Origin of the sequence: Clostridium sp. MCC345 (assembly GCF_018785345.1) — a bacterium.
Lineage (GTDB): Bacteria > Bacillota > Clostridia > Lachnospirales > Anaerotignaceae > Anaerotignum_A > Anaerotignum_A faecicola.
Genome location: NZ_WQPP01000032.1, coordinates 101,948 through 121,327, shown reverse-complemented (window position 1 = coordinate 121,327; position 19,380 = coordinate 101,948). Strand labels below are relative to the sequence as shown.

At 47.6% G+C, this 19,380-nt stretch carries 21 protein-coding genes; 13 read left to right on the top strand and 8 right to left on the bottom strand.

Features of this window, described 5'->3' with window-relative positions; all coding sequences use genetic code 11:
- Nucleotides 1-95: 95 nt before the first annotated feature.
- The 6 genes from gyrB to dnaA form a co-directional block, all read right to left on the bottom strand.
- Nucleotides 96-1,997 (bottom strand): DNA topoisomerase (ATP-hydrolyzing) subunit B, encoded by a 1,902-nt coding sequence (gyrB, locus tag GPK49_RS07525; RefSeq protein ID WP_016407228.1) that lies wholly within the window; start codon nucleotides 1,995-1,997, stop codon nucleotides 96-98.
- A 308-nt stretch (nucleotides 1,998-2,305) separates the two neighbouring features.
- A complete protein-coding gene (recF, locus tag GPK49_RS07520) occupies nucleotides 2,306-3,403 on the bottom strand; it encodes a DNA replication/repair protein RecF (RefSeq protein ID WP_215677227.1) in 1,098 nt (365 codons plus the stop codon).
- Nucleotides 3,404-3,434: 31 nt separating this feature from the next.
- Nucleotides 3,435-3,869, bottom strand: coding sequence for a hypothetical protein (locus GPK49_RS07515; RefSeq protein WP_016407226.1), 435 nt, complete (start codon nucleotides 3,867-3,869; stop codon nucleotides 3,435-3,437).
- Nucleotides 3,870-3,939: 70 nt separating this feature from the next.
- Nucleotides 3,940-4,158, bottom strand: a complete 219-nt coding sequence (locus GPK49_RS07510) for an RNA-binding S4 domain-containing protein (protein WP_016407225.1) — start codon at nucleotides 4,156-4,158, stop codon at nucleotides 3,940-3,942.
- Between the two features lie 15 nt (nucleotides 4,159-4,173).
- Nucleotides 4,174-5,277 carry a DNA polymerase III subunit beta gene (dnaN, locus tag GPK49_RS07505; RefSeq protein ID WP_215677225.1) on the bottom strand — a complete coding sequence of 368 codons (1,104 nt, stop codon included), beginning with the start codon at nucleotides 5,275-5,277 and terminating at the stop codon, nucleotides 4,174-4,176.
- Between the two features lie 646 nt (nucleotides 5,278-5,923).
- Nucleotides 5,924-7,252 (bottom strand): chromosomal replication initiator protein DnaA, encoded by a 1,329-nt coding sequence (gene dnaA, locus GPK49_RS07500; protein ID WP_016407223.1) that lies wholly within the window; start codon nucleotides 7,250-7,252, stop codon nucleotides 5,924-5,926.
- A 596-nt stretch (nucleotides 7,253-7,848) separates the two neighbouring features.
- On the opposite strand from dnaA, the gene rpmH reads away from it, so the two are divergent.
- From rpmH to GPK49_RS07435, 13 genes are all read left to right on the top strand, one after another.
- Complete coding sequence (rpmH, locus tag GPK49_RS07495) at nucleotides 7,849-7,983, top strand: 50S ribosomal protein L34 (RefSeq protein ID WP_118581535.1); 135 nt, start codon at nucleotides 7,849-7,851, stop codon at nucleotides 7,981-7,983.
- Between the two features lie 95 nt (nucleotides 7,984-8,078).
- On the top strand, nucleotides 8,079-8,492 hold the full coding sequence (rnpA, locus tag GPK49_RS07490) for a ribonuclease P protein component (RefSeq protein ID WP_215677217.1): 414 nt from the start codon (nucleotides 8,079-8,081) through the stop codon (nucleotides 8,490-8,492).
- Entirely contained in the window at nucleotides 8,489-8,758 is a 270-nt protein-coding gene (yidD, locus tag GPK49_RS07485; protein ID WP_016407221.1) for a membrane protein insertion efficiency factor YidD, read from the top strand. The genes rnpA and yidD overlap by 4 nt, the downstream gene beginning before the upstream one ends.
- Before the next feature lie 48 nt (nucleotides 8,759-8,806).
- Entirely contained in the window at nucleotides 8,807-9,844 is a 1,038-nt protein-coding gene (locus GPK49_RS07480; RefSeq protein ID WP_016407220.1) for a YidC/Oxa1 family membrane protein insertase, read from the top strand.
- Nucleotides 9,844-10,461: an RNA-binding cell elongation regulator Jag/EloR gene (gene jag, locus GPK49_RS07475; protein ID WP_118581490.1), complete on the top strand. Its 618-nt coding sequence runs from the start codon at nucleotides 9,844-9,846 to the stop codon at nucleotides 10,459-10,461. Before GPK49_RS07480 ends, jag begins: the two co-directional genes overlap by 1 nt.
- A gap of 377 nt (nucleotides 10,462-10,838) precedes the next feature.
- Nucleotides 10,839-12,230, top strand: a complete 1,392-nt coding sequence (gene mnmE / locus GPK49_RS07470; RefSeq protein ID WP_318283874.1) for a tRNA uridine-5-carboxymethylaminomethyl(34) synthesis GTPase MnmE — start codon at nucleotides 10,839-10,841, stop codon at nucleotides 12,228-12,230.
- A gap of 9 nt (nucleotides 12,231-12,239) precedes the next feature.
- Nucleotides 12,240-13,598, top strand: coding sequence for an MATE family efflux transporter (locus GPK49_RS07465; RefSeq protein WP_215677215.1), 1,359 nt, complete (start codon nucleotides 12,240-12,242; stop codon nucleotides 13,596-13,598).
- 243 nt (nucleotides 13,599-13,841) lie between these two features.
- Nucleotides 13,842-15,722, top strand: a complete 1,881-nt coding sequence (mnmG, locus tag GPK49_RS07460; protein WP_215677213.1) for a tRNA uridine-5-carboxymethylaminomethyl(34) synthesis enzyme MnmG — start codon at nucleotides 13,842-13,844, stop codon at nucleotides 15,720-15,722.
- Nucleotides 15,723-15,747: 25 nt separating this feature from the next.
- Nucleotides 15,748-16,191, top strand: a complete 444-nt coding sequence (locus tag GPK49_RS07455) for a hypothetical protein (RefSeq protein WP_215677211.1) — start codon at nucleotides 15,748-15,750, stop codon at nucleotides 16,189-16,191.
- Complete coding sequence (gene rsmG / locus GPK49_RS07450; RefSeq protein WP_016407214.1) at nucleotides 16,192-16,911, top strand: 16S rRNA (guanine(527)-N(7))-methyltransferase RsmG; 720 nt, start codon at nucleotides 16,192-16,194, stop codon at nucleotides 16,909-16,911.
- Entirely contained in the window at nucleotides 16,908-17,186 is a 279-nt protein-coding gene (locus GPK49_RS07445) for a hypothetical protein (RefSeq protein ID WP_215677209.1), read from the top strand. The genes rsmG and GPK49_RS07445 overlap by 4 nt, the downstream gene beginning before the upstream one ends.
- Entirely contained in the window at nucleotides 17,174-18,019 is an 846-nt protein-coding gene (gene noc, locus GPK49_RS07440; protein WP_016407213.1) for a nucleoid occlusion protein, read from the top strand. The genes GPK49_RS07445 and noc overlap by 13 nt, the downstream gene beginning before the upstream one ends.
- 72 nt (nucleotides 18,020-18,091) lie before the next feature.
- The gene (locus tag GPK49_RS07435; RefSeq protein WP_016407212.1) at nucleotides 18,092-18,343 is read left to right on the top strand and encodes a helix-turn-helix domain-containing protein; all 252 of its coding nucleotides are present in this window, start codon (nucleotides 18,092-18,094) and stop codon (nucleotides 18,341-18,343) included.
- 50 nt (nucleotides 18,344-18,393) lie between these two features.
- Here the strand turns inward: GPK49_RS07435 and GPK49_RS07430 are convergent, their stop codons facing one another.
- Together GPK49_RS07430 and GPK49_RS07425 are read right to left on the bottom strand one after the other, a co-directional pair.
- The gene (locus GPK49_RS07430; protein WP_118581502.1) at nucleotides 18,394-18,882 is read right to left on the bottom strand and encodes a PaaI family thioesterase; all 489 of its coding nucleotides are present in this window, start codon (nucleotides 18,880-18,882) and stop codon (nucleotides 18,394-18,396) included.
- A gap of 13 nt (nucleotides 18,883-18,895) precedes the next feature.
- Complete coding sequence (locus tag GPK49_RS07425; RefSeq protein ID WP_215677208.1) at nucleotides 18,896-19,369, bottom strand: PaaI family thioesterase; 474 nt, start codon at nucleotides 19,367-19,369, stop codon at nucleotides 18,896-18,898.
- Between the last annotated feature and the right edge of the window lie 11 nt (nucleotides 19,370-19,380).

The following is a 19,380-nucleotide window of genomic DNA, read 5'->3' as shown; positions in this document are numbered from 1 at the left end:
GTTTACACCGCCGGAACTTATCAGTTTAACCTCTGTTTCAACAAGAAAAAGGCTTGAAGCCGAAGGCTGAGCTTTTTTCTTACGAGCTATGCTCGTTAAAAATCCATCTCAGCATACTGCGCATTTTCCTCAATGAAAATCTTTCTGGGTTCTACCTCATCCCCCATCAGCATACTGAAAACCTGATCCGCAAGCACTGCATCATCAATCGTCACCAATTTCAGAATTCTATGCTCCACCGCCATTGTCGTATCTCTCAGCTGGTCGAAGTCCATTTCCCCCAGACCCTTATACCGCTGTACGTCCTTAATCCCTGTTCTGCCGATTTCCTGATACAGCGCCTCAAGCTGCATATCGTCATACACATAATAATGCTGTTTATTCTTCTCCACGCGATACAGCGGCGGCTGTGCCACATATACCTTACCGCCCTCGATGAGCTGCGGCATATAGCGATAGAAGAATGTCAGCAGCAGGGTTCTGATGTGTGCGCCGTCTACGTCGGCATCGGTCATGATAACGATTTTATGATACCGCAGCTTAGACATATCAAAATCATCTGAAATCCCCGTACCGAAGGCGGTAATCATATTGCGGATTTCCTCGGAATTGAGAATTCTGTCCAGTCTTGCCTTTTCCACATTCAGAATCTTGCCGCGCAGGGGCAGAACCGCCTGTGTTCTGGGGTCTCTCGCCTTAATGGCAGAGCCGCCTGCGGAGTTCCCTTCGACGATATAAATTTCACATTCATAGGGGTCGCGGCTCGTGCAGTCTGTCAGCTTACCGGGCATACGCGTATTTTCCAGACCCGTTTTGCGGCGCACCAGCTCTCTTGCCTTTCTGGCAGCGTCTCTGGCTCTGGAGGCCATCATGCCCTTTTCGATGATGGTTTTGCCGATGTTCGGGTTTTCCTCCAGAAAATAGGTCAGATATTCGCTCAGAACGCTTTCCACTGCGCCCTTCGCTTCGCTTGTGCCAAGCTTTGCCTTTGTCTGCCCTTCAAACTGCGGGTCCTCTACCTTAATACTGACAACGGCGGTGATGCCCTCTCTGACATCCTCGCCAGAAAGCTTTTTATCTGCATCCTTTATGATGCCTGCCTTCTTGCCATAATCGTTCAGTGTCTTTGTCAGCCCCGATTTAAAGCCCACCAGATGCGTGCCGCCATCAGGGGTATTGATATTATTCACGAAGGTGAAAATGCTTTCCGTATAGCCGTCATTATGCTGGAATGCAACCTCAACCAGAACGCCATCCTTCTTGCCGGAAGCATAGAAAATCGTATCATACAACGGCTGACGGCTATGATTCAGAAAATGTACGAATTCCTTGATGCCGCCCTCATAGTGGAAGGAATGCTCCTGCTCCATGCCCTCGCGCAAATCGGCAAGGTTAATTTTCAGCCCCTTTGTCAGAAAAGCCGTTTCGCGGAACCGCTGCTTCAGCACATCATAATCAAAAACGGTTTCCTCAAAAATCGTATCATCCGGCAGAAAATGCACATACGTCCCTGTGATCTCGGTTTCGCCCACAACAGTCAGCGGCTCTGCAACATCCCCACGGGTATATTTCTGCTCATGAATTTTCCCATCCCGATGCACCTGCACCACAAGCCATTCGGACAACGCATTTACAACAGACGCACCAACGCCGTGCAGACCGCCGGAAACCTTATATCCGCCGCCGCCGAATTTACCGCCTGCATGCAAAATCGTAAATACCATCTGCAGCGCGCTCATGCCTTTCTGGTCATTGATATCAACGGGAATGCCGCGCCCGTTATCCATAACGGAAATGGAATTATCGGGGTGGATTTTTACGGTAATCTCGTTACAGAACCCTGCAAGCGCTTCATCCACGGAGTTATCTACAATTTCATAAACCAAATGATGCAGACCCTTTGCGCTGGTGGAACCGATATACATACCGGGGCGCTTTCGCACCGCCTCCAGCCCTTCCAGAACCTGAATTTGATTTGCATTATATTCAGAAGACATCAAATCCCTCTCTTTCGATTCATTTTTTCGCATAATTTTTTTGGCAAGAAAAAAAGAAAGAACAAAAATGACTTTCTCTTTCCATCAATTCCGCCTCAAAATAACATAGTGAAATTATAGCATTTTTTCATTGATTTTTCAATGTTTTGCGTGTATTTTTATACTATTTTTTTCAAAATTCCTACTTTATTATAGCCGCTCTGCCGGAAAAATTTTCAGCCTGCTGTTTTTTTCCCGTTATGTCATTGTTTTTTCTGTTATAAAGCGTATCAGAAAAAACAAAAAACAGGCATTGAGATATTTTTTTCTCAGTGCCTGTTTTCCTTTTGCGGTATGATATTTCCGTTTTCGACATAAAATAAATTATCCCTGCTGATATATTTTCGGACAGAATCCTCAATCCCTGTGCAGGTCACAAACGCCTGCAAGCCGTCAATGCTTTCCAGAAGATATTTCTGGCGGCTTTCATCCAGCTCCGAAAACACATCATCCAGAAGCAGAACGGGTAATTCTCCCGTTTCCTCCCGAATCAGGTCAATCTCTGCCAGACGCGCCGCAAGGGCGGTTGTCCGCTGCTGCCCCTGAGAGCCGTAGACCTTTGCCTCCCTGCCGTTCACCAGAAAGCTGATGTCATCCTTATGCGGGCCGCTCTGGGTTGCCCCGAAAAGAATATCGCGCTCCAGATTGCGGTGCAGCCGCTCGGCAAACGATCCCTCCTCGCAGTTTGGTTTATAAAGCGTTTGCAGGCTGTCTCTGCCGCCTGTCAGCCGCGCAAGCTTTTCCGCCGCAATTTCATCCAGACGCACCAAAAAACGCCTTCTGGCGGCAATAATGCGCTCGCCGTATTCCACCATCTGTTCGTTCCAGACAAAAAGCGTTTCCTGCAAGGATGGCTTTTTTTGTATTTCCTTGAGCAGATTATTCCGCTGCTTCAGAATCCGATAATACTGCTGCAAATCGTAATAATAGACCCTGCTCAGCTGGCAAAGCTCCATATCCAGAAAGCGGCGGCGCTCCGTCGGAGCATCCTTTACCAGAGATAAATCCTCCGGAGAAAAAATAACGGCATAAAGCGTGCCGAACAGCTCTCCCAGACGCTTGACGGGCAGACCATTAACGGCAATACCCTTTTTTTCATTCTGCTTTAAATGCACATCAATTTTATCCCTGCGATTCTGCGTCTGCACCAGAAGGCGGATATGGCTTTCCTGTGCATCAAAGGCAATCAGCTGCTGATCGCTTTTGCCGCGCATGGAGCGCCCCATCGCGCAGAAATACAGCGATTCCAGAAAATTCGTTTTCCCCTGTGCATTGCTGCCGTAAATCACATTGATTCCCTCAGAAGGCTCGATATGCAGTTGTGAAAGATTGCGGAATCCCTGTAGGAAAATCTCCGTGATATACATATTGCTTCACCTATTTTTTATAAATATAAATTTATTCCGTATATTTTTGCAGTGCCGCCTCCAGTGCAGCAAGCTTTTTCTTCAGCATTTTTTCTCGTTTTTGATAAATTTCCTGCGCCTCGGCTTCCTCCTCGGCATAGGCATAGTCCTCAGAAAAGGTCACCCAGTCGGAAAAATATTTCTCGATATCGTTTTTTATTTCACGAATTAAATCCAGCTTAGAACACTTAATATTGTATTCCTCCGCACCGAATTCACCCTCTGTGACGATTTTTGTTTCCTCATCCGCTGTCAGTGTAAAGACGGACTCCTCCTCGTCAAACCATAGTTTTAAGGGTGTCCGCTCCTGTACAGACTGGACACCCCTGTCCAATACCATAACAGGGATGTCCTGTATATAACTGCCCAGTCCCTCGAAGTCCTCCAGATGGATTTCCGTCCAGCCGTTTTTCGGTCTTGTAAACATCCCGATTCACTCCTAAAAATACATAATTAATGCATATTTATTCTTGACATAAATCAAGATTTTCTGCTTTTCAGGCTTCCAGCTCCACCTCAACAGAGCCGACACCCTTCAATTCCACAATATCCCCATGGCGGATTTTTTTACCGCGTTCCGTTGCAACCTCGCCGTTTACAAGCACCTTTCCCTGCGAAAGAAAATATTTCACATCAGAGCCTTGGTCAATCAGCCCTGCCAGCTTCAGTACCTGCTGCAACTTGATAAATTCTGTATGAATATACACCTTGTTCATATTGTTCTCCTCCTTTTACATCCGTAGCGGCAAAATCAGATATTTAAAGGAATCCCCTTCCTCCGGCAAAATCGTGCAGGGGCTGAGGGATGCCATGAAAATCATTTTTACGGTTTCCTCCTCAATGGAGCGCAGCGCTTCAATCAGATATCTGGGGTTGAAAGCGATTGCCAGATCATCTCCTTCGACCTCTGCGGTTACGTTTTCATGCGCGGTCCCCATATCACTTCTTGCGGTGATATCCATGCCATTTGCGCGAATCATCAGACGGACAGGCGTTTTGCGGTTATCTCTGGAAACCAGAGAGGCACGTTCCAATGCCTGAATCAGCTCGCTTTTGTTGATAACCACCTTTGTTTTATAGTCCTCGGAGAAGGACTGTGCATAACGGATGAAATCCCCCTCAATCAGGCGGGAAACCATAACAGCCGTCCCTAAATCGAAAAGGATGTGCTTTTCTGTCAGATAGATGGAAAGAGTATCATCCTCCTCCTGAGAGAGGATTTTGTTCAGCTCGGCTAAGGTCTTGCCGGGTACAATAACATCTGTATCTCCGCTGCCGGTCAAAAGGCTGTTTTTGCGGAAGGAAATACGATAACCGTCCACAGAAACCACATGAACGGAATTGCTCCGCAGCTCAAACAATTCCCCGGTCAGTACAGGCTTGGAGCCATCCTGCGCAATGGAGAAAATCGTCTGCCGAATCATGTCGCGCAGCTTTGCCTGCTCCATAGAATACAGCCTTTCCTGTTCCACCTCCGGCAGGGTCGGGAAATCCTCGCCGCTCTGCCCCATAATTTTAAACTCAGAGGAACCGCTGACAATGGTTACGGCGTAGTCTTCATCTGTGGCAATCGTCACGGATTCCCCGTTTAAACGGCGGACAATTTCGTTGAAGATACGCGCTTCAATGGCAACCTCACCGGCTTCCTGAATTTCTGCTTCGATTGGTGCGGTACGGATGCCGATTTCCAGATCGTTGCCTGTCATAATAAAGCCTCTTTCGTTGGCGGTTAATAAAATACATTCCAGAATGGGTAATGTTGTGCGGTTGGAGACCGCTTTATTTACAATATTGATATACTGTAACAGTAAATCCTTGCTGCATGTTAATTTCATGGTTGTGTACAACTCCTTTGTTCACATGTGTAAGTAAGATATAAAAGATTTGATCCGTAGTCGTAGTAGTAGGGGCTGTGAAGTTGTGGAAAACTCCGCTTTAGCCCGAAACGACAGGGAAAACCATATTTGGAAAACCCTGTGGACAACTTAAAACAACAGCTTCGGTTATCCACGTTTTCCACAATACGTTGATTTTTCGTTTATTTATCCACAGGTTGTCCATAGTCGGCTAACAGTATGATTGTGGATGAATTTCTTTTTGGGGAAACTTTTTTCACTTGTGAAAAGTTTCCCTACGGTACGTTCCGTACCTACCCTTCAAAAACACGCTTGGAAGGCGCTTTTTATGGGGCGTTGCCCCAAACCCCACCAAGGGAATGATTCCCTTGGAACCCCATTTGCCTACGGCGTTTTATTCCTATTTATCTCCCTTCACAAAACGCAGTTTTGTGAAAGTATAGGGTTCTAAGGGGGTTACCCCCTTAGCAGGGTTCTTAGGGACGGAGTCCCTGAGGAATTATTTGCCTATGGCGTTTTATTCTTATTTATTTATTCCGCAGAAACGATAGTTTCTGCAAATCGGGGTGCAGGGGAATGATTCCCCTGCCAGGGTTCTTAGGGACAGCGTCCCTAAGGAAAGCTTTTACGATTCCTTGATTTCCTTCTCTAACGCATGGACGGTTTTTTGTAAGCCCTCGTCACTCTCCAGCTGCTTCTCAATCTTTGAGATGGCATAAATCACCGTTGTATGATCCCTGCCGCCAAAGCTCTCGCCAATCTTCGGCAGGGAAATATCCAATAGCTTCCGGCAAAGATACATTGATACCTGTCTCGGAAATGCGATATTCTTCGGCTTTTTACTCCCCTGAATATCCTCCACACGAATGTTATAATATTCCGCTACCACCTGCTGAATCAGCTCCGGTGTCAATGGTGTCGCGGAATTTTCACTGAAGATATCCTTTAAGCTGTTCTCCGCCAGTGCAATGGAGATATCCTGATTTGTCAGCGTTGCAAAGGCAACAATTCTGGTTAAAGCACCCTCCAGCTCTCGGATATTCGATGCGATATTCTTCGCAATATACGCCATTACATCATCCGGCACGGTCAGGTTATCTCGCTCCGCTTTTTTCTTCAAAATCGCGATTCTTGTCTCATAATCCGGCGGCTGTACATCTGCAATCAGACCCCATTCAAAACGGCTGCGCAGTCTGTCCTCCAGTGTCTTAATCTCCTTCGGCGGACGGTCGGAGGAAATGATAATTTGTTTATTCGATTCATAAAGCGCATTAAAGGTATGGAAAAATTCCTCCTGTGTCCCTTCCTTTTTGGAAATAAACTGAATATCGTCAATCATCAGCACGTCGATATTGCGGTATTTATTCCGAAATTCCTCGTTTTTATTGTTCTGGATGGAATTAATCAGCTCATTTGTGAAGGTTTCGCTTGTGACATACAGCACCTTCGCCTGTGGATTACGATCCAGAATAAAATGCCCGATGGAGTGCATCAGGTGCGTTTTGCCAAGCCCGGAATTGCCGTATAAAAACAGGGGATTATACGCCTGTGCCGGAGATTCCGCAACGGCAAGGGATGCGGCATGCGCCATACGGTTGCTGTTGCCGACAACAAAGGAATCGAATACATATTTCGGGTTCAGGTTTCTTGCAAGCTCATTTTCTGCGGGCTTTTCCGCCGCGAGGTTATGGAGATTGCCTGCCTTCTGCTCCTCCTCCGTCGTAATCATGATGTCATATTCGTTTTTTGTTACCATTTTAATCGCAGTGCGAATCAGCGGCAGGTGCCGTTTTTCAATGATCTCCTTGAGAAAGGATTCCTTTACCTGCAAAATAATTTTATTCCCGATAATGCCACAGGGGACAATCGGCTGAATCCAGGTTGCGAAGCTGACAGGAGAGGTTTCTTCTTCAATCATTTTGAGTGCTTCTTCCCAAATCTGTTCCAGTTCCATGCAATGACCTCCTCTTTTTATTTTTTTCCTGCTGCTTATCCACAGATAGAGGGGATATCCCTGTGAAAAACGGGGAAAACCCTCTTTTTTTTCAATGTTATACACAGCTTCCTTTCTTTTCCTTCTGCACAGAATTCACAATGCTGCAAAGCCTGTCTTTTTCAGGCTTATCCTATAATTTACCGAACGGAAAGTCCACAGTTTTTTTACAAAAAAGAAAAAGTTATCAACAAAGTTATACACAAGCTGTGGATAACATAATCTGGTTGCTGTGAATCCTGTGGAAATATACAGAAGGGCGTGATTGTCTTTAGTATAGCAAAAGTTATCCACAGGTTCAATGAAAAACTTGTCCAAAAAAATCAGAAACAGATATTGTATACAAGATATAGTAAAACTTTTTTGAAAAAATCTAAATATACCTTTTCTGTCGAAAATTTTTTATGAAATTCCTGTGGAAATGTGGACAAATCCGCAGAATACAGGGCTTTTCTGAAAAATTTTTTCTTGACGTGCCATGCTTTTTTTACTATAATAGGGGCAGTGCTCATAAAAAGGGTGAGCAGAACCCGGAAATTGAAGGAGGTGCAACAACCATGAAAATGACATTCCAGCCTAAGAAAAAACAGAGAAGCAGAGAACATGGCTTCAGAAAAAGAATGAGAACAGCAAACGGCAGAAAAGTGCTTGCTGCAAGAAGAAGAAAAGGTAGAAAAGTATTATCCGCATAATTTTTTTCATGTGTATTTAAGGCCGCAGCGTATTTCGTGTGGCCTTTTGTTCATGATGGAGAAATTTTTCGGCGGCCGTAAAGGGGGGTTGCGTGATGCAGTTTACAGAATCTTTAAAGAAGAATTTTCAGTTTCGCCATGTATATCAGAAGGGCAAATCCATCGCCAACCGCCATTTGGTATTATATATGGTAAAAAACGGAACACATGACCACAACAGGCTGGGGATTTCCGTCAGCAAAAAGGTGGGCAAGAGCGTGGTGCGCTCTCATGTGACACGCCTGATTCGGGAAAGCTACTGCAGCATGGAGGAGGAAGTGAAGTCCGGCTATGATTTTGTTGTCATTGCCCGTGTTTCCTGCGCTGCTGCGTCCTATCATGAGGTGTGCCGTTCCCTGCGGCATCTTTTCAAAAAACAACAGCTTCTGCTGAGCGCGTCTGAAAGAAAGGACCGTCAGGAAAAATCAGAAGCAGGCAGAAAGGAAGAGAAGGAAGAAGGGACACAATGAAGGAGAAAATCATCTCTCTTGTAAATCTGGTTTCCTTATTTTTTCAGAAGCTCTTTCTGCTGATGATTCGTTTCTATCAGGCAGCAATATCGCCGCATCTGGGAAAAAACTGTAGATTCACCCCTACCTGCTCCCAGTACGCGTATATTGCCATCACACGGTTTGGGCCGATAAAGGGCACATATCTGGCCATTAAGAGACTGTTGAAATGCCACCCCTTCCATGCGGGCGGCTATGATCCCGTGCCTGAGAAGAAAGAAAAATAACTGTCCTTCGGGGCGAAGATCTCGTATTGTTTGTTGAAGGAGGAAAAAATGTCCTATTTACCCTATTTGCTGGAAGCATTGCCTTCCGTAAGACAGCCCGGTAAGATTGTCGGACCATTCGCCGATCTGATGGGGAAAGTGTATAATTTGCTGTTTGAACTTTTGCACAGCAACACAAGCGCAGGCTCTTTGGGTCTGGCAATTATTATCTTTACTTTAATCGTGAAACTGATCCTGTTTCCTCTGATGGTGAAGCAGCAGAAGTCTTCTTTTAAAATGCAGGCACTGCAGCCTGAGCTGATGAAGATCAGGAAGAAATATGAAGGCAAAACAGATCAGATGTCACAGCAGCGCATGGCTTTTGAAATGCAGGAATTTCAGAAGAAAAACGGCGTAAGCATGGTCAGCGGCTGTCTGCCGATGCTCATTCAGCTGCCGATTCTGTATGCACTGTTCTATCTGTTCCAGAATGCCTATGTTTATGTAGACGTTATCGGTCATAATTATACCGATATTGCAAATGCAATCGTAAATATCCCCGTTTCCTTGAGAATGGAGGTATTCCATCCCTACGCACAGGAATTTGCCAATGCCTATAAGAATGTTGCTATCATCAAGGATGGCATTGATATGAGGCAGGTCAATGAGGTGGTTATGCTGGTTAACTATCTGAAGCCGGATGATTGGAATGTTATCCTGCAAAACCTCGGCGATGCAGGCAGCTCTCTGGTGCCGCTTCTGGCAACCAAAAGCAGCATTGAAACCTTCCTGACCATTCCTCTGGTAAGTAAGGCAGGGCTGCATTTCCCCGGTATCATCATCCCCATTGCGGCAGGTGTCACCACATGGCTGCAGTCCAAAATCATGATGATGATGAACCCCCAGAACAGCGACCCTGGCAATCCTGCGGCAGCAATGACCAAATCTATGCTGTATACCATGCCTATCATGATGGGTGTATTCGCAATCAATATGCCTGCCGGTCTGGGTCTGTACTGGACGATTTCCAACCTGTTCGGTATTTTGCAGCAGGTAATTTTGTCTAAGCATTATAAAAAGAAATTTGCAGAGGAGGCAGCACAGTAATGGAAGAAATTAGAAAAAGCGCAAAGACTGTGGATGATGCCATTGCGGCTGCTTTGGCAGAGCTGGGCGCAGCTCGCGAGGAAGTAGATATCACAGTCATTGATGAAGGCTCCAAGGGATTTCTGGGAATGTTCGGCAGCAAGGATGCCGTTGTTCTGGTAAAGAAAAACTTCAATCCCGAAAAGGAAGCGGAAACCTTCTTAAAAGAAGTATTTTTGAGCATGGGGCTGATTGTAAAAATCAAAACAGAGCAGAAGGACAAGCACCTGTATATTGATCTGACAGGTGATGATATGGGCATCCTCATTGGCAAGAGAGGGCAGACATTGGATGCTTTACAGTATTTAGTAAATCTGGTTGTCAATAAGAAAAGCCCTTATTATATCAGCGTTATGCTGGATACGGAAAATTATCGTCAGAGAAGAAAGGAAACACTGGAAAGCCTTGCCTTCAATCTGGCGAAAAAGGTTAAGCATACAAAGAGAAATGTTGTGCTGGAGCCTATGAATCCTTATGAAAGAAGAATCATCCATTCCGCATTGCAGAATGACAGATTCGTTACAACATATAGTGAGGGCGAGGAACCCTACAGAAATGTTGTAATTACCTTGAAATAAGACACTCGAAACCCGTTGTTGGATACAGCGGGTTTTTGTTTTAAAAAAGAGCGATAACTGAGAACCTTTTTGTCTTCAAAAAAGGTTCTCAGACTCTCTAAAAATCAGCCTGCAAGGCGAAAAAGACCTTGAGGGCGCTGCCCTCAAACACCTGCAAACCTTTGAAAAGGTTTGATCCAAACTTTATTTGCCTGCGGCGCAAAAATATAATAATTTATTCTCGCAGAAACGATAGTTTCTGCAAATCGGGGTCAAGGGGTAAGAGTACCGCCAAGATAAGGCGGCGGCAAAGCCGTCTTCCTGTAAGGAAGATACTTTGACCAGATTCCCCTTGCAGGAAGTTTGAAGGACAGAGTCCTTCAAGAAAGGAGGTTTCTATGAAAAGAGAATATATGCTTGATGATGTGATTGCGGCAATCTCCACGCCCATCGGCACAGGCGGTATCGGTATTGTGCGCATGAGCGGGGCAGGCTGTATCGCATTGGCGGACAGCATTTTTATCGGCAAAAAGAAGCTGATGGAAAAGGCAACCCATACCTTATCCTACGGTAAAATCACAGACGGGACAGGCGGTGAAATAATTGACGAGGTACTGGTTTCCGTTATGAAAGCGCCCCATACCTATACCAAGGAGGATATCGTGGAAATCAACTGCCACGGCGGTTCTCTGGTGACGAGAAGGGTGCTGGAGGCGGTGCTGAAAACAGGTGCGCGTATTGCACAGCCCGGCGAATTTACCAAGCGCAGCTTTTTGAACGGGCGCATCGACCTGACGCAGGCAGAGGCTGTCATTGATTTGATTGAATCCAAAACGGAATTATCCCGTCAGGCGGCGGTCAATCAGCTGGAAGGCAGATTAAAAACAGCCGTTCGCGAAATGCGCGAGGAAATTCTGGATATGATTGCGTCTATCGAAGCGGTGATTGATTATCCGGATTATGATGTGGAGGAGGAAACCTACGGTACGATGGAGCAGGGCGCAAAAAAGCTGCTTGCGAGAATGGAAAAGCTGCTCGAAGGCGCAGACCGCGGCAAAATCATCCGCGAGGGCTTACAGACTGTCATTGTCGGCAAGCCGAATGTCGGGAAATCCTCTTTGCTGAACTGGCTGCTGGAGGAGGATCGTGCGATTGTGACCGATATCCCCGGCACAACGCGGGATACCGTTGAGGAATACCTCAATATTGACGGGATTCCCATTAAAATCGTCGATACCGCAGGGATTCGAGAAACGGGCGATGTGGTGGAAAAAATGGGCGTGGAAAAATCCAAAGCCTACGCCGAAACTGCCGATTTGGTCATTATGATGCTGGATGGCTCCCGTCCTCTGGAGGAGGAGGATAAGGAAATTCTTTCCTTCATCCGCGGAAAAAAGACGATTGTGCTGCTGAATAAGGTGGATTTAGCACAGAAGCTTTCTCTGGAGGAGCTTGCGGAATATGTGCCGCAGGAGCAGATTTTATTTATCTCCGTGAAGGAAAACGATGGCTTTGATGCGCTTCTGGATGCCTTGAAAAATATGTTCTTGGACGGGCATACCGCAACGGCGGAGGATGCCATGCTCGGCAACACCAGACATAAGGATGCGCTGTATCGTGCAAAGGAAGCCATGGAGCATTGCATGGAAACCATCACCATGCGTATGCCGGAGGATTTTATCTCCATGGATTTGCAGGATGCTAACCGTGCGTTGGGCGAAATCACAGGGGATACCAGTGACGAAGAAATTATAGACAGAATCTTTACCAAGTTCTGTTTAGGTAAGTAAGGTGAAAACATGGAACAGGAAAATGAATTGGGCGTAAAGCCCATCAAAAAGCTGCTGTGGAAGCTGGCGATACCTGCCATCACGGCGCAGATTGTAAATGTGCTTTATAACGTGGTCGATCGTATTTACATCGGGCATATTCCCGAAGTGGGAAAGCTGGCGCTGACAGGTGTCGGCGTTTGTATGCCGCTGATTATGCTGATTTCCGCCTTTGCCATGCTTGCAGGGATGGGCGGCGCACCGAGAGCGTCGATTATGCTTGGGAGAAATGATGCGGAGGAAGCGGAGCGGATTCTGGGAAACTGCGCGGCACTGCTGATTCTGGTTGCCGTTACGCTGACGGTGCTGTTTCAGCTGTTCGCAAAGCCGTTTCTTTTAACCTTTGGCGCAAGCAGGAATACGATTGGCTTCGCTATGGATTATATCCGCATTTACGCCTGCGGTACGATTTTTGTGCAGCTGACGCTAGGTCTGAATGCCTTCATTACGGCGCAGGGCTTTGCCAAAATCAGCATGAAAACCACCCTCATCGGCGCGGTGACAAATATCATCCTCGATCCGATTTTTATTTTTGTGCTTGGCATGGGGGTAAAGGGTGCGGCATTGGCAACGGTGCTTTCGCAGGCACTTTCCGCCACATGGGTGCTGACCTTCCTGCTGGGAAAGCAAACCACGCTGAAATTAAGGCTGAAAAATTTCCGCTTGCAGGGAAGGGTTATTCTCCCCTGTGTGCTGCTGGGGTTAAGCCCCTTTGTGATGCAGTCTACGGAAAGTATTCTGAATATCTGCTTTAATTCCTCTCTGCTGAAATACGGCGGAGATACTGCGGTTGGTGCGATGACGATTCTGACAAGCGTGATGCAGTTTTCCATGCTGCCGCTTTCGGGGCTTTCGCAGGGCGCACAGCCTATTACAGGCTATAACTTCGGGGCAAGAAAGCCGGAGCGCGTGCGCGAATCCTTCGCCATTCTGCTGAAATGCTCTCTGGGCTATTCGGCGGCGTTGTGGCTGATTGTGATGCTCTTTCCTCGCCTGCTTGCCACGCTGTTTGCACAGGATAGTGCTTTTCTGGATTATACTGCCTGGGCACTGCGTATTTTCATGGCAACGAGCGTTGTTATGGGGATTCAGATTGCCTGCCAGCAGACGTTTATTGCTATCGGCAATGCGAAAACCTCGCTGTTTCTTGCGATTTACAGAAAAATTATCCTGCTGATTCCGCTGATTTATATTCTGCCGTATTTCTTTGAAAATAAGGTTATGGCGGTATTTCTGGCGGAGCCTGTCGCGGATGTCATTGCCGTTACGACTACTTTGATTTTATTTGTATGGCAGTTTAAAAAGGCATTGCAGGAGCTGCGGGAATAATGAGAAAGGGTTCGGGAAACGCAGTGTCCTGAATGGAATCCGCAGAGGGGGCTTTGCTCACTCGAGGAAAACAGGAAGTTTCAAGGCTTTTAGCCGCTGGAACTTATCTGTCTATTCTTCTGTCCAAACAAGTTGAAAGCCTGCTTTCAACTTAAAGGGAATATTGTGTTTCCCTCTTTTTTCGTGTAAAATAAAGTATTAGTGAAAAAATATAACCAATCCAAAAAGAGAGGAATTTTGAATATGTATCATGCAGAAACCATAGATGTTGCCGTTATCGGCGGCGGTCATGCAGGCTGTGAGGCGGCACTTGCGGCGGCACGCCTCGGCATGCGAACGGTGCTGTTTGCCATTTCTCTGGACAGTATCGCTATGATGCCCTGCAATCCCTCCATCGGGGGCAGCTCCAAGGGGCATCTGGTGCGTGAGGTGGATGCGCTGGGCGGCGAGATGGGCAAGGTCATCGATAAAACCTATATCCAGACAAAAATGCTGAACACAGGCAAGGGCCCTGCGGTCTATTCCCTGCGCGCGCAGGCAGATAAGCAGGCGTATCAGTCCGAAATGAAGCACCGCTTGGAGAATACCCCCAATCTGAAAATCAAGCAGGCGGAAATCGTGGATATCCGTATGGAGAATGGCAGAGTCAGCGGCGTTGTGACTGCCGCAGGTGCGGTATACGATTGTAAGGCGGCTGTGCTTTGCATGGGGACGTATATGAAGGCGCGCTGCCTGACGGGTGAGCATATCACCGAAAGCGGCCCCAATAACCTCATGCCTGCCACGAAGCTTTCCGCAAGGCTCAGAGAAATGGGCATTGATTTATTCCGTTTCAAAACGGGCACGCCTGCCAGAATGAATAAAAATTCTCTGGATTTAGAGAAAATGCAGCCGCAGTACGGGGATGAAAATATCGTGCCGTTTTCCTTTGCGCATACAGCGGAGGATATTGCGAAGCCGCAGGTGCTTTGTTGGCTGACCTATACCAACGAAAAAACACATCAGATTATTCGGGATAACCTCGACCGCTCGCCTATGTTTGGCGGCGTGATTGAGGGAACAGGCCCTCGCTATTGCCCCTCCATCGAGGATAAGGTGGTGCGCTTTGCGGATAAGGAACGCCATCAGCTTTTCGTAGAGCCGGAAGGAGAAAATACTGAGGAGATGTATATCCAAGGCATGAGCTCCTCTCTGCCGGAGGATGTGCAGATTGCCATGTATCGCACGATTCCCGGTCTGGAGCATTGCGAGATTACGCGCTTTGCCTATGCCATTGAATATGACTGCATCGATGCAACACAGCTGAAATTGTCTCTGGAATTCAAGGATATTCCAGGTCTGTTCAGCGCAGGGCAGTTTAACGGCTCCTCCGGCTATGAGGAAGCGGCGGCGCAGGGGCTTATCGGCGGCATCAACGCGGCACATTTCGTACAGGGCAAGGAGCCTCTGGTTTTGCAGCGTTCTGATGGGTATATCGGCGTGCTGATTGATGATATCGTGAATAAGGGCACAAGAGAGCCGTATCGCATGATGACAAGCCGCGCGGAATTTCGTCTGCTGCTGCGGCAGGATAATGCCGACCAGAGATTAACGCCCATCGGCTACAGAATCGGCTTGATTTCGCAGGAAAGATATGATGCCCTTCTGGAAAAGGAACGTCTTGTTGCGGCGGAAATCGACCGCGTACAGCATGTAACCATGGGACCGAGTGCGCCTGTGCTTGCCCTTCTGGAAAAATACGGCACGGCACCGATTAAAAACGGCGCACGCCTTTCCGATTTGCTGAAGCGTCCGCAGTTAAGCTATGAAGCATTGGCGGAAATCGACCCCGAACGCCCCGATCTGCCGCAGGATGTGCAGGAGCAGGTCAATATCCAGATTAAATATGCAGGCTATATCGACCAGCAGCTCAAGCAGGTGGAGCAGTTCAAAAAGCTGGAGGGCCGCCTTCTGCCGATGGAGCTGGATTATGAAACCATACAGGGACTGCGCCTGGAGGCAAGACAAAAGCTGAATCTGGTGCGTCCGGAAAATCTGGGACAGGCCTCCAGAATCACAGGGGTATCCCCTGCGGATATTTCTGTTCTGTTGATTTATATGGAGCAAATGAAGCGTAAGCATTAAAAATATGAGAAAGGAAGGTGATGGGATGAAAGGATTTTTTTTGCCTTGGAACGAAAGGGAAAAACAGGTGAAACGGGGAGAGAAAAAGCTCTATCTGCCGAAGGAAACGCTTTCCCTGACGGATGCCGCCTTTGATACCCATAAGCCTGCCTATGTTTCCCTGCCAAACCCAAGAGGGACACTCCGTTCCTTTTTGCAGGCGGTGGAAAGCGGAAAAAAGGACGAAGCCATGGGCTATTTTTCCGAAAGAGTCGCCGAGGTGGTGGATTATGAGGAAATGGCAGGCTTCTTAAAGGATTTGAAGGAATACCATTGCTTTCTGGAGGACGAGGGCGCAGGCATTCGCCGCGTTTCCGTTGCCAAGAAAAGCAAAAAGGACAGAGAGGTGTTTGCCTTTCGCATGGTGGCGGAGCCAAACGCCTTCGGCACATGGAAAATTTTCAGTATCGAGAGAGAGGGGAAGGAATAAATGGAAAATCGGGCATTGCTCAGGGATTGCTGTGAACAGATGGGTGTTTCTCTGGGAGAGAAAGAGACGGAGCAGTTCATGACCTATCTTTCTCTGCTGCTAGAATGGAATGAAAAAATGAACCTGACTGCTATCACCGAGCCGCGTGAGGTGGTGCTCAAGCATTTTGCCGATTGCCTGAGCCTTGTTCCCTGCGTGGAATGGAGGGACGGCATGCGCGTGATTGATGTCGGCACAGGTGCAGGCTTTCCGGGGATTCCTGTAAAAATTGCCTGCCCTGAAATTGAACTGACCCTTCTGGATTCCTTGCAGAAGCGCATCGGCTTTTTGCAGGAGGTCGGCAGTCAGCTTGGCCTAGAGGGTGTCCACTATGTCCATAGCCGTGCGGAGGATGGCGGACAGAACCCGCAGTACCGTGAAGGGTTCGATTTGTGCGTTTCACGCGCAGTTGCAAATCTTTCTGTTCTGGCAGAATATTGCCTGCCTTTTATTAAGGTCGGCGGCAGGCTTGCGGCACTGAAGGGCCCTGATGCCGCGGCAGAGGCAGAGCAGGCAAAGGGCGCACTGAAAAAGCTGGGCGGCAGATTGGTAGAAATTAAGGATGTTGCGATTCCCCATACCGATTTGTCCCATAAGCTTGTGTTCATCGAAAAAATCGCACCTACCCCGAAAAAATACCCCCGAAATGCAGGGAAAATTAAAAAGGAACCTCTTAGTTGAGTCTGAAAAAGCCTTTGTCGGCACGGTTTGTGTCGATATGGGCTTTTTTTTGTGGAATGGTTTTTCTCCAAGCGGAATTTTGCTGTGATATTATGAAAAAAACAAGAAATAAAGCTATTGATGAAGAAATAAAATATTTCCCAATCTTTCCCAATCTGTCCCACGCACAAAATATGAAATATTTTGTGCAAATAGAGTCCAGAGGGTTACCCTCTGGTGGGGTGTTGGGGCAAAGCCCCAAGGTCTTAAAGGAGGTAAAAATATGGAGGTTTTGAAATTTTCGGAAATGCGGCTCAAAAAGGATAAGGTGGTCTTTCAGCTGCCCATACATAAAATCCGCTCTAACCCCTATCAGCCGCGAAAATACTTCAACCGCACTGCACTGGAGGAGCTGGCGGACAGCATCCGCGCCTACGGTATTTTGCAGCCGATTACCGTCCGTAAAATGAGCGGCGGTGCCTATGAATTGGTCGCCGGAGAACGCCGCCTGCGCGCCGCCGAGCTGGCAGGTCTGGAAACTATCCCTGCAATCCTCATGCAGGTCAGCGACAGCGATAGCGCCGTGATGGCATTCATCGAAAATATCCAACGCCAGAACCTCAGCTTTTTGGAGGAGGCGGAGGGCTATCGTAATATGATGGAGGACTACGGACTGACACAGGAGGAGCTTGCGGCAAAGCTTTCTAAAAGCCAGTCCTCGATTGCCAATAAGCTGCGGATTCTCAAGCTGGAGGACAGCGTCAAAAAACTCCTGCTGGAGCATCATTTTACCGAACGCCACGCGCGCGCCCTGTTGAAGCTGCCCGATGAGGAAAGCCGCCTGTTCGTCCTCGCACAAATGATACAGGAGGAAATGAACGTGAAAAAAACAGAGGAGCTCGTCGAGGCAACCTTGGAGCAGATGCGCCCCCGTTTCCCCGAAAAGGGCGAGCAGAAGGAAAAACGCTATGTCCGTTCCTCCGATTTTCGCCTGTTCACCAATACCATCAAGCAAAGCGTTGAGGTCATTCGCCGTTCGGGTGTGGATGTGGTCTATGAGGATAAGCAGGATGCCGATTGCTGTGAAATTCTGATTCGGATTCGCAAAAACGCCGTGGAATCGGCTTGAAATTTTCCCATCTGCGGTTTATAATCGTTACCATATAGAACGTAACGAAACACCATGGAGGGGGAAAGCCGCATGAAGGAAAAAGGGATTCTCATTCGTGCCGATTATGGGCATATTGCACTGCATTTGAGAGAAATTATGGAGGAAAGAGACATCACGCGCAATCAGCTTGCCAAACGGATTGATGCACGCTTTGAGGTTGTGAATAAATGGTATCAGGGGGAGCTGGAAAAAATGGATCTGGATATCCTCGCGCGTATCTGCTATGCACTGGACTGCACAACAGAGGATTTACTGGAATACATACCGGCGAAGCCTTGCTAAGTCGAAATAAAAAGAAACCTCGAGGGATTCCCCGAGGTTTTCAATTTATATTAAATTGGATGATCGAATGTTTTATCTAATTTCATAAACGTAGCGGTTGCTGTTCCGATGAGGACATCCTTCCCCTTGCGGTTCACATGTCCTTCTGCCATCATGCTGACGAGCGTCCGCCCCAGATGGGTAATCCGCACGCGGTATTCCACCACATCGCCCAGAAATACGGGCTTGAGAAAGGTGGTTGTCAGATTGACGGTGGTAATCTGGTGCTGCTTTGCGTAATAATGGCAGGTTAAGCCGAAGGCAACGTCAAAGCAGGTGATGATGATGCCGCCGTGCAGGGTGCCGCCGGGGTTCTGCTCCCAGGGAAGTGCCTCAAATGCAATGCAGTTTTCTCTTTTTTCAAAATCGCAGGAAACAAACTGCGGCTGCAGCCGCACCAGTACGCCCTTGTTGGAAATGGGGTTTTCGGGATGTCCAAGCTGAGACATCCATTGCTCCATGTTTTCCTGCGAGGAAATTTCGTCTTTTAATGTAACCATTATCTATCCTCCCTTATTCGTTCACAGCCATAAATGTTGCTGTCGCAATCCCTGCCAGAATATCGTCCCGCTCTAAGCGAACCTCGGCCTTTACAGTCGCGAGGGTGCGCCCAAGGGAATCCAGCTGGCATTGGATATGGAAGATATCTCCTGCAAGGACAGGCTTGAGGAAGGTGACATTCATTGTAACGGTAACAACGGTTGGGGCGCTCAGATGTGTATAATAATGCGCCAGAAGGCCCATGGAGGTATCCAGTGCGGTAGAAATGATGCCGCCATGCATGATATTTTCAGGGTTCAGCTCCCATTCCTGCGCGTGATACGCCATGTCTATCGTGCCTTTTACAAAGTCACAGGTGACAAAAACGGGGTTCATCTGCGGAATTACCCCATGGTGCTTGAGTTCAGAACCGGGCAGCATGGCATTTTGAAAAAAGGTTTCCATGTCCTCCTGCGAAAGCCCGGGTATTTTGGTCCAGTGTTGCATGTATCAGTTCT

What these genes read in the sequence shown, in the direction of transcription:
- noc (WP_016407213.1), top strand. Translation starts at nt 17,174, where the DNA reads ATGGAGGTTTTGAAATTTTCGGAAATGCGGCTCAAAAAGGATAAGGTG.
- dnaN (WP_215677225.1), bottom strand. Translation starts at nt 5,277, where the DNA reads ATGAAATTAACATGCAGCAAGGATTTACTGTTACAGTATATCAATATT.
- mnmG (WP_215677213.1), top strand. Translation starts at nt 13,842, where the DNA reads ATGTATCATGCAGAAACCATAGATGTTGCCGTTATCGGCGGCGGTCAT.
- dnaA (WP_016407223.1), bottom strand. Translation starts at nt 7,252, where the DNA reads ATGGAACTGGAACAGATTTGGGAAGAAGCACTCAAAATGATTGAAGAA.
- GPK49_RS07455 (WP_215677211.1), top strand. Translation starts at nt 15,748, where the DNA reads ATGAAAGGATTTTTTTTGCCTTGGAACGAAAGGGAAAAACAGGTGAAA.
- gyrB (WP_016407228.1), bottom strand. Translation starts at nt 1,997, where the DNA reads ATGTCTTCTGAATATAATGCAAATCAAATTCAGGTTCTGGAAGGGCTG.
- rnpA (WP_215677217.1), top strand. Translation starts at nt 8,079, where the DNA reads ATGCAGTTTACAGAATCTTTAAAGAAGAATTTTCAGTTTCGCCATGTA.
- GPK49_RS07425 (WP_215677208.1), bottom strand. Translation starts at nt 19,369, where the DNA reads ATGCAACACTGGACCAAAATACCCGGGCTTTCGCAGGAGGACATGGAA.
- GPK49_RS07435 (WP_016407212.1), top strand. Translation starts at nt 18,092, where the DNA reads ATGAAGGAAAAAGGGATTCTCATTCGTGCCGATTATGGGCATATTGCA.
- GPK49_RS07480 (WP_016407220.1), top strand. Translation starts at nt 8,807, where the DNA reads ATGTCCTATTTACCCTATTTGCTGGAAGCATTGCCTTCCGTAAGACAG.
- GPK49_RS07430 (WP_118581502.1), bottom strand. Translation starts at nt 18,882, where the DNA reads ATGGTTACATTAAAAGACGAAATTTCCTCGCAGGAAAACATGGAGCAA.
- recF (WP_215677227.1), bottom strand. Translation starts at nt 3,403, where the DNA reads ATGTATATCACGGAGATTTTCCTACAGGGATTCCGCAATCTTTCACAA.
- GPK49_RS07510 (WP_016407225.1), bottom strand. Translation starts at nt 4,158, where the DNA reads ATGAACAAGGTGTATATTCATACAGAATTTATCAAGTTGCAGCAGGTA.
- GPK49_RS07465 (WP_215677215.1), top strand. Translation starts at nt 12,240, where the DNA reads ATGGAACAGGAAAATGAATTGGGCGTAAAGCCCATCAAAAAGCTGCTG.
- rpmH (WP_118581535.1), top strand. Translation starts at nt 7,849, where the DNA reads ATGAAAATGACATTCCAGCCTAAGAAAAAACAGAGAAGCAGAGAACAT.
- jag (WP_118581490.1), top strand. Translation starts at nt 9,844, where the DNA reads ATGGAAGAAATTAGAAAAAGCGCAAAGACTGTGGATGATGCCATTGCG.
- yidD (WP_016407221.1), top strand. Translation starts at nt 8,489, where the DNA reads ATGAAGGAGAAAATCATCTCTCTTGTAAATCTGGTTTCCTTATTTTTT.
- GPK49_RS07515 (WP_016407226.1), bottom strand. Translation starts at nt 3,869, where the DNA reads ATGTTTACAAGACCGAAAAACGGCTGGACGGAAATCCATCTGGAGGAC.
- rsmG (WP_016407214.1), top strand. Translation starts at nt 16,192, where the DNA reads ATGGAAAATCGGGCATTGCTCAGGGATTGCTGTGAACAGATGGGTGTT.
- mnmE (WP_318283874.1), top strand. Translation starts at nt 10,839, where the DNA reads ATGAAAAGAGAATATATGCTTGATGATGTGATTGCGGCAATCTCCACG.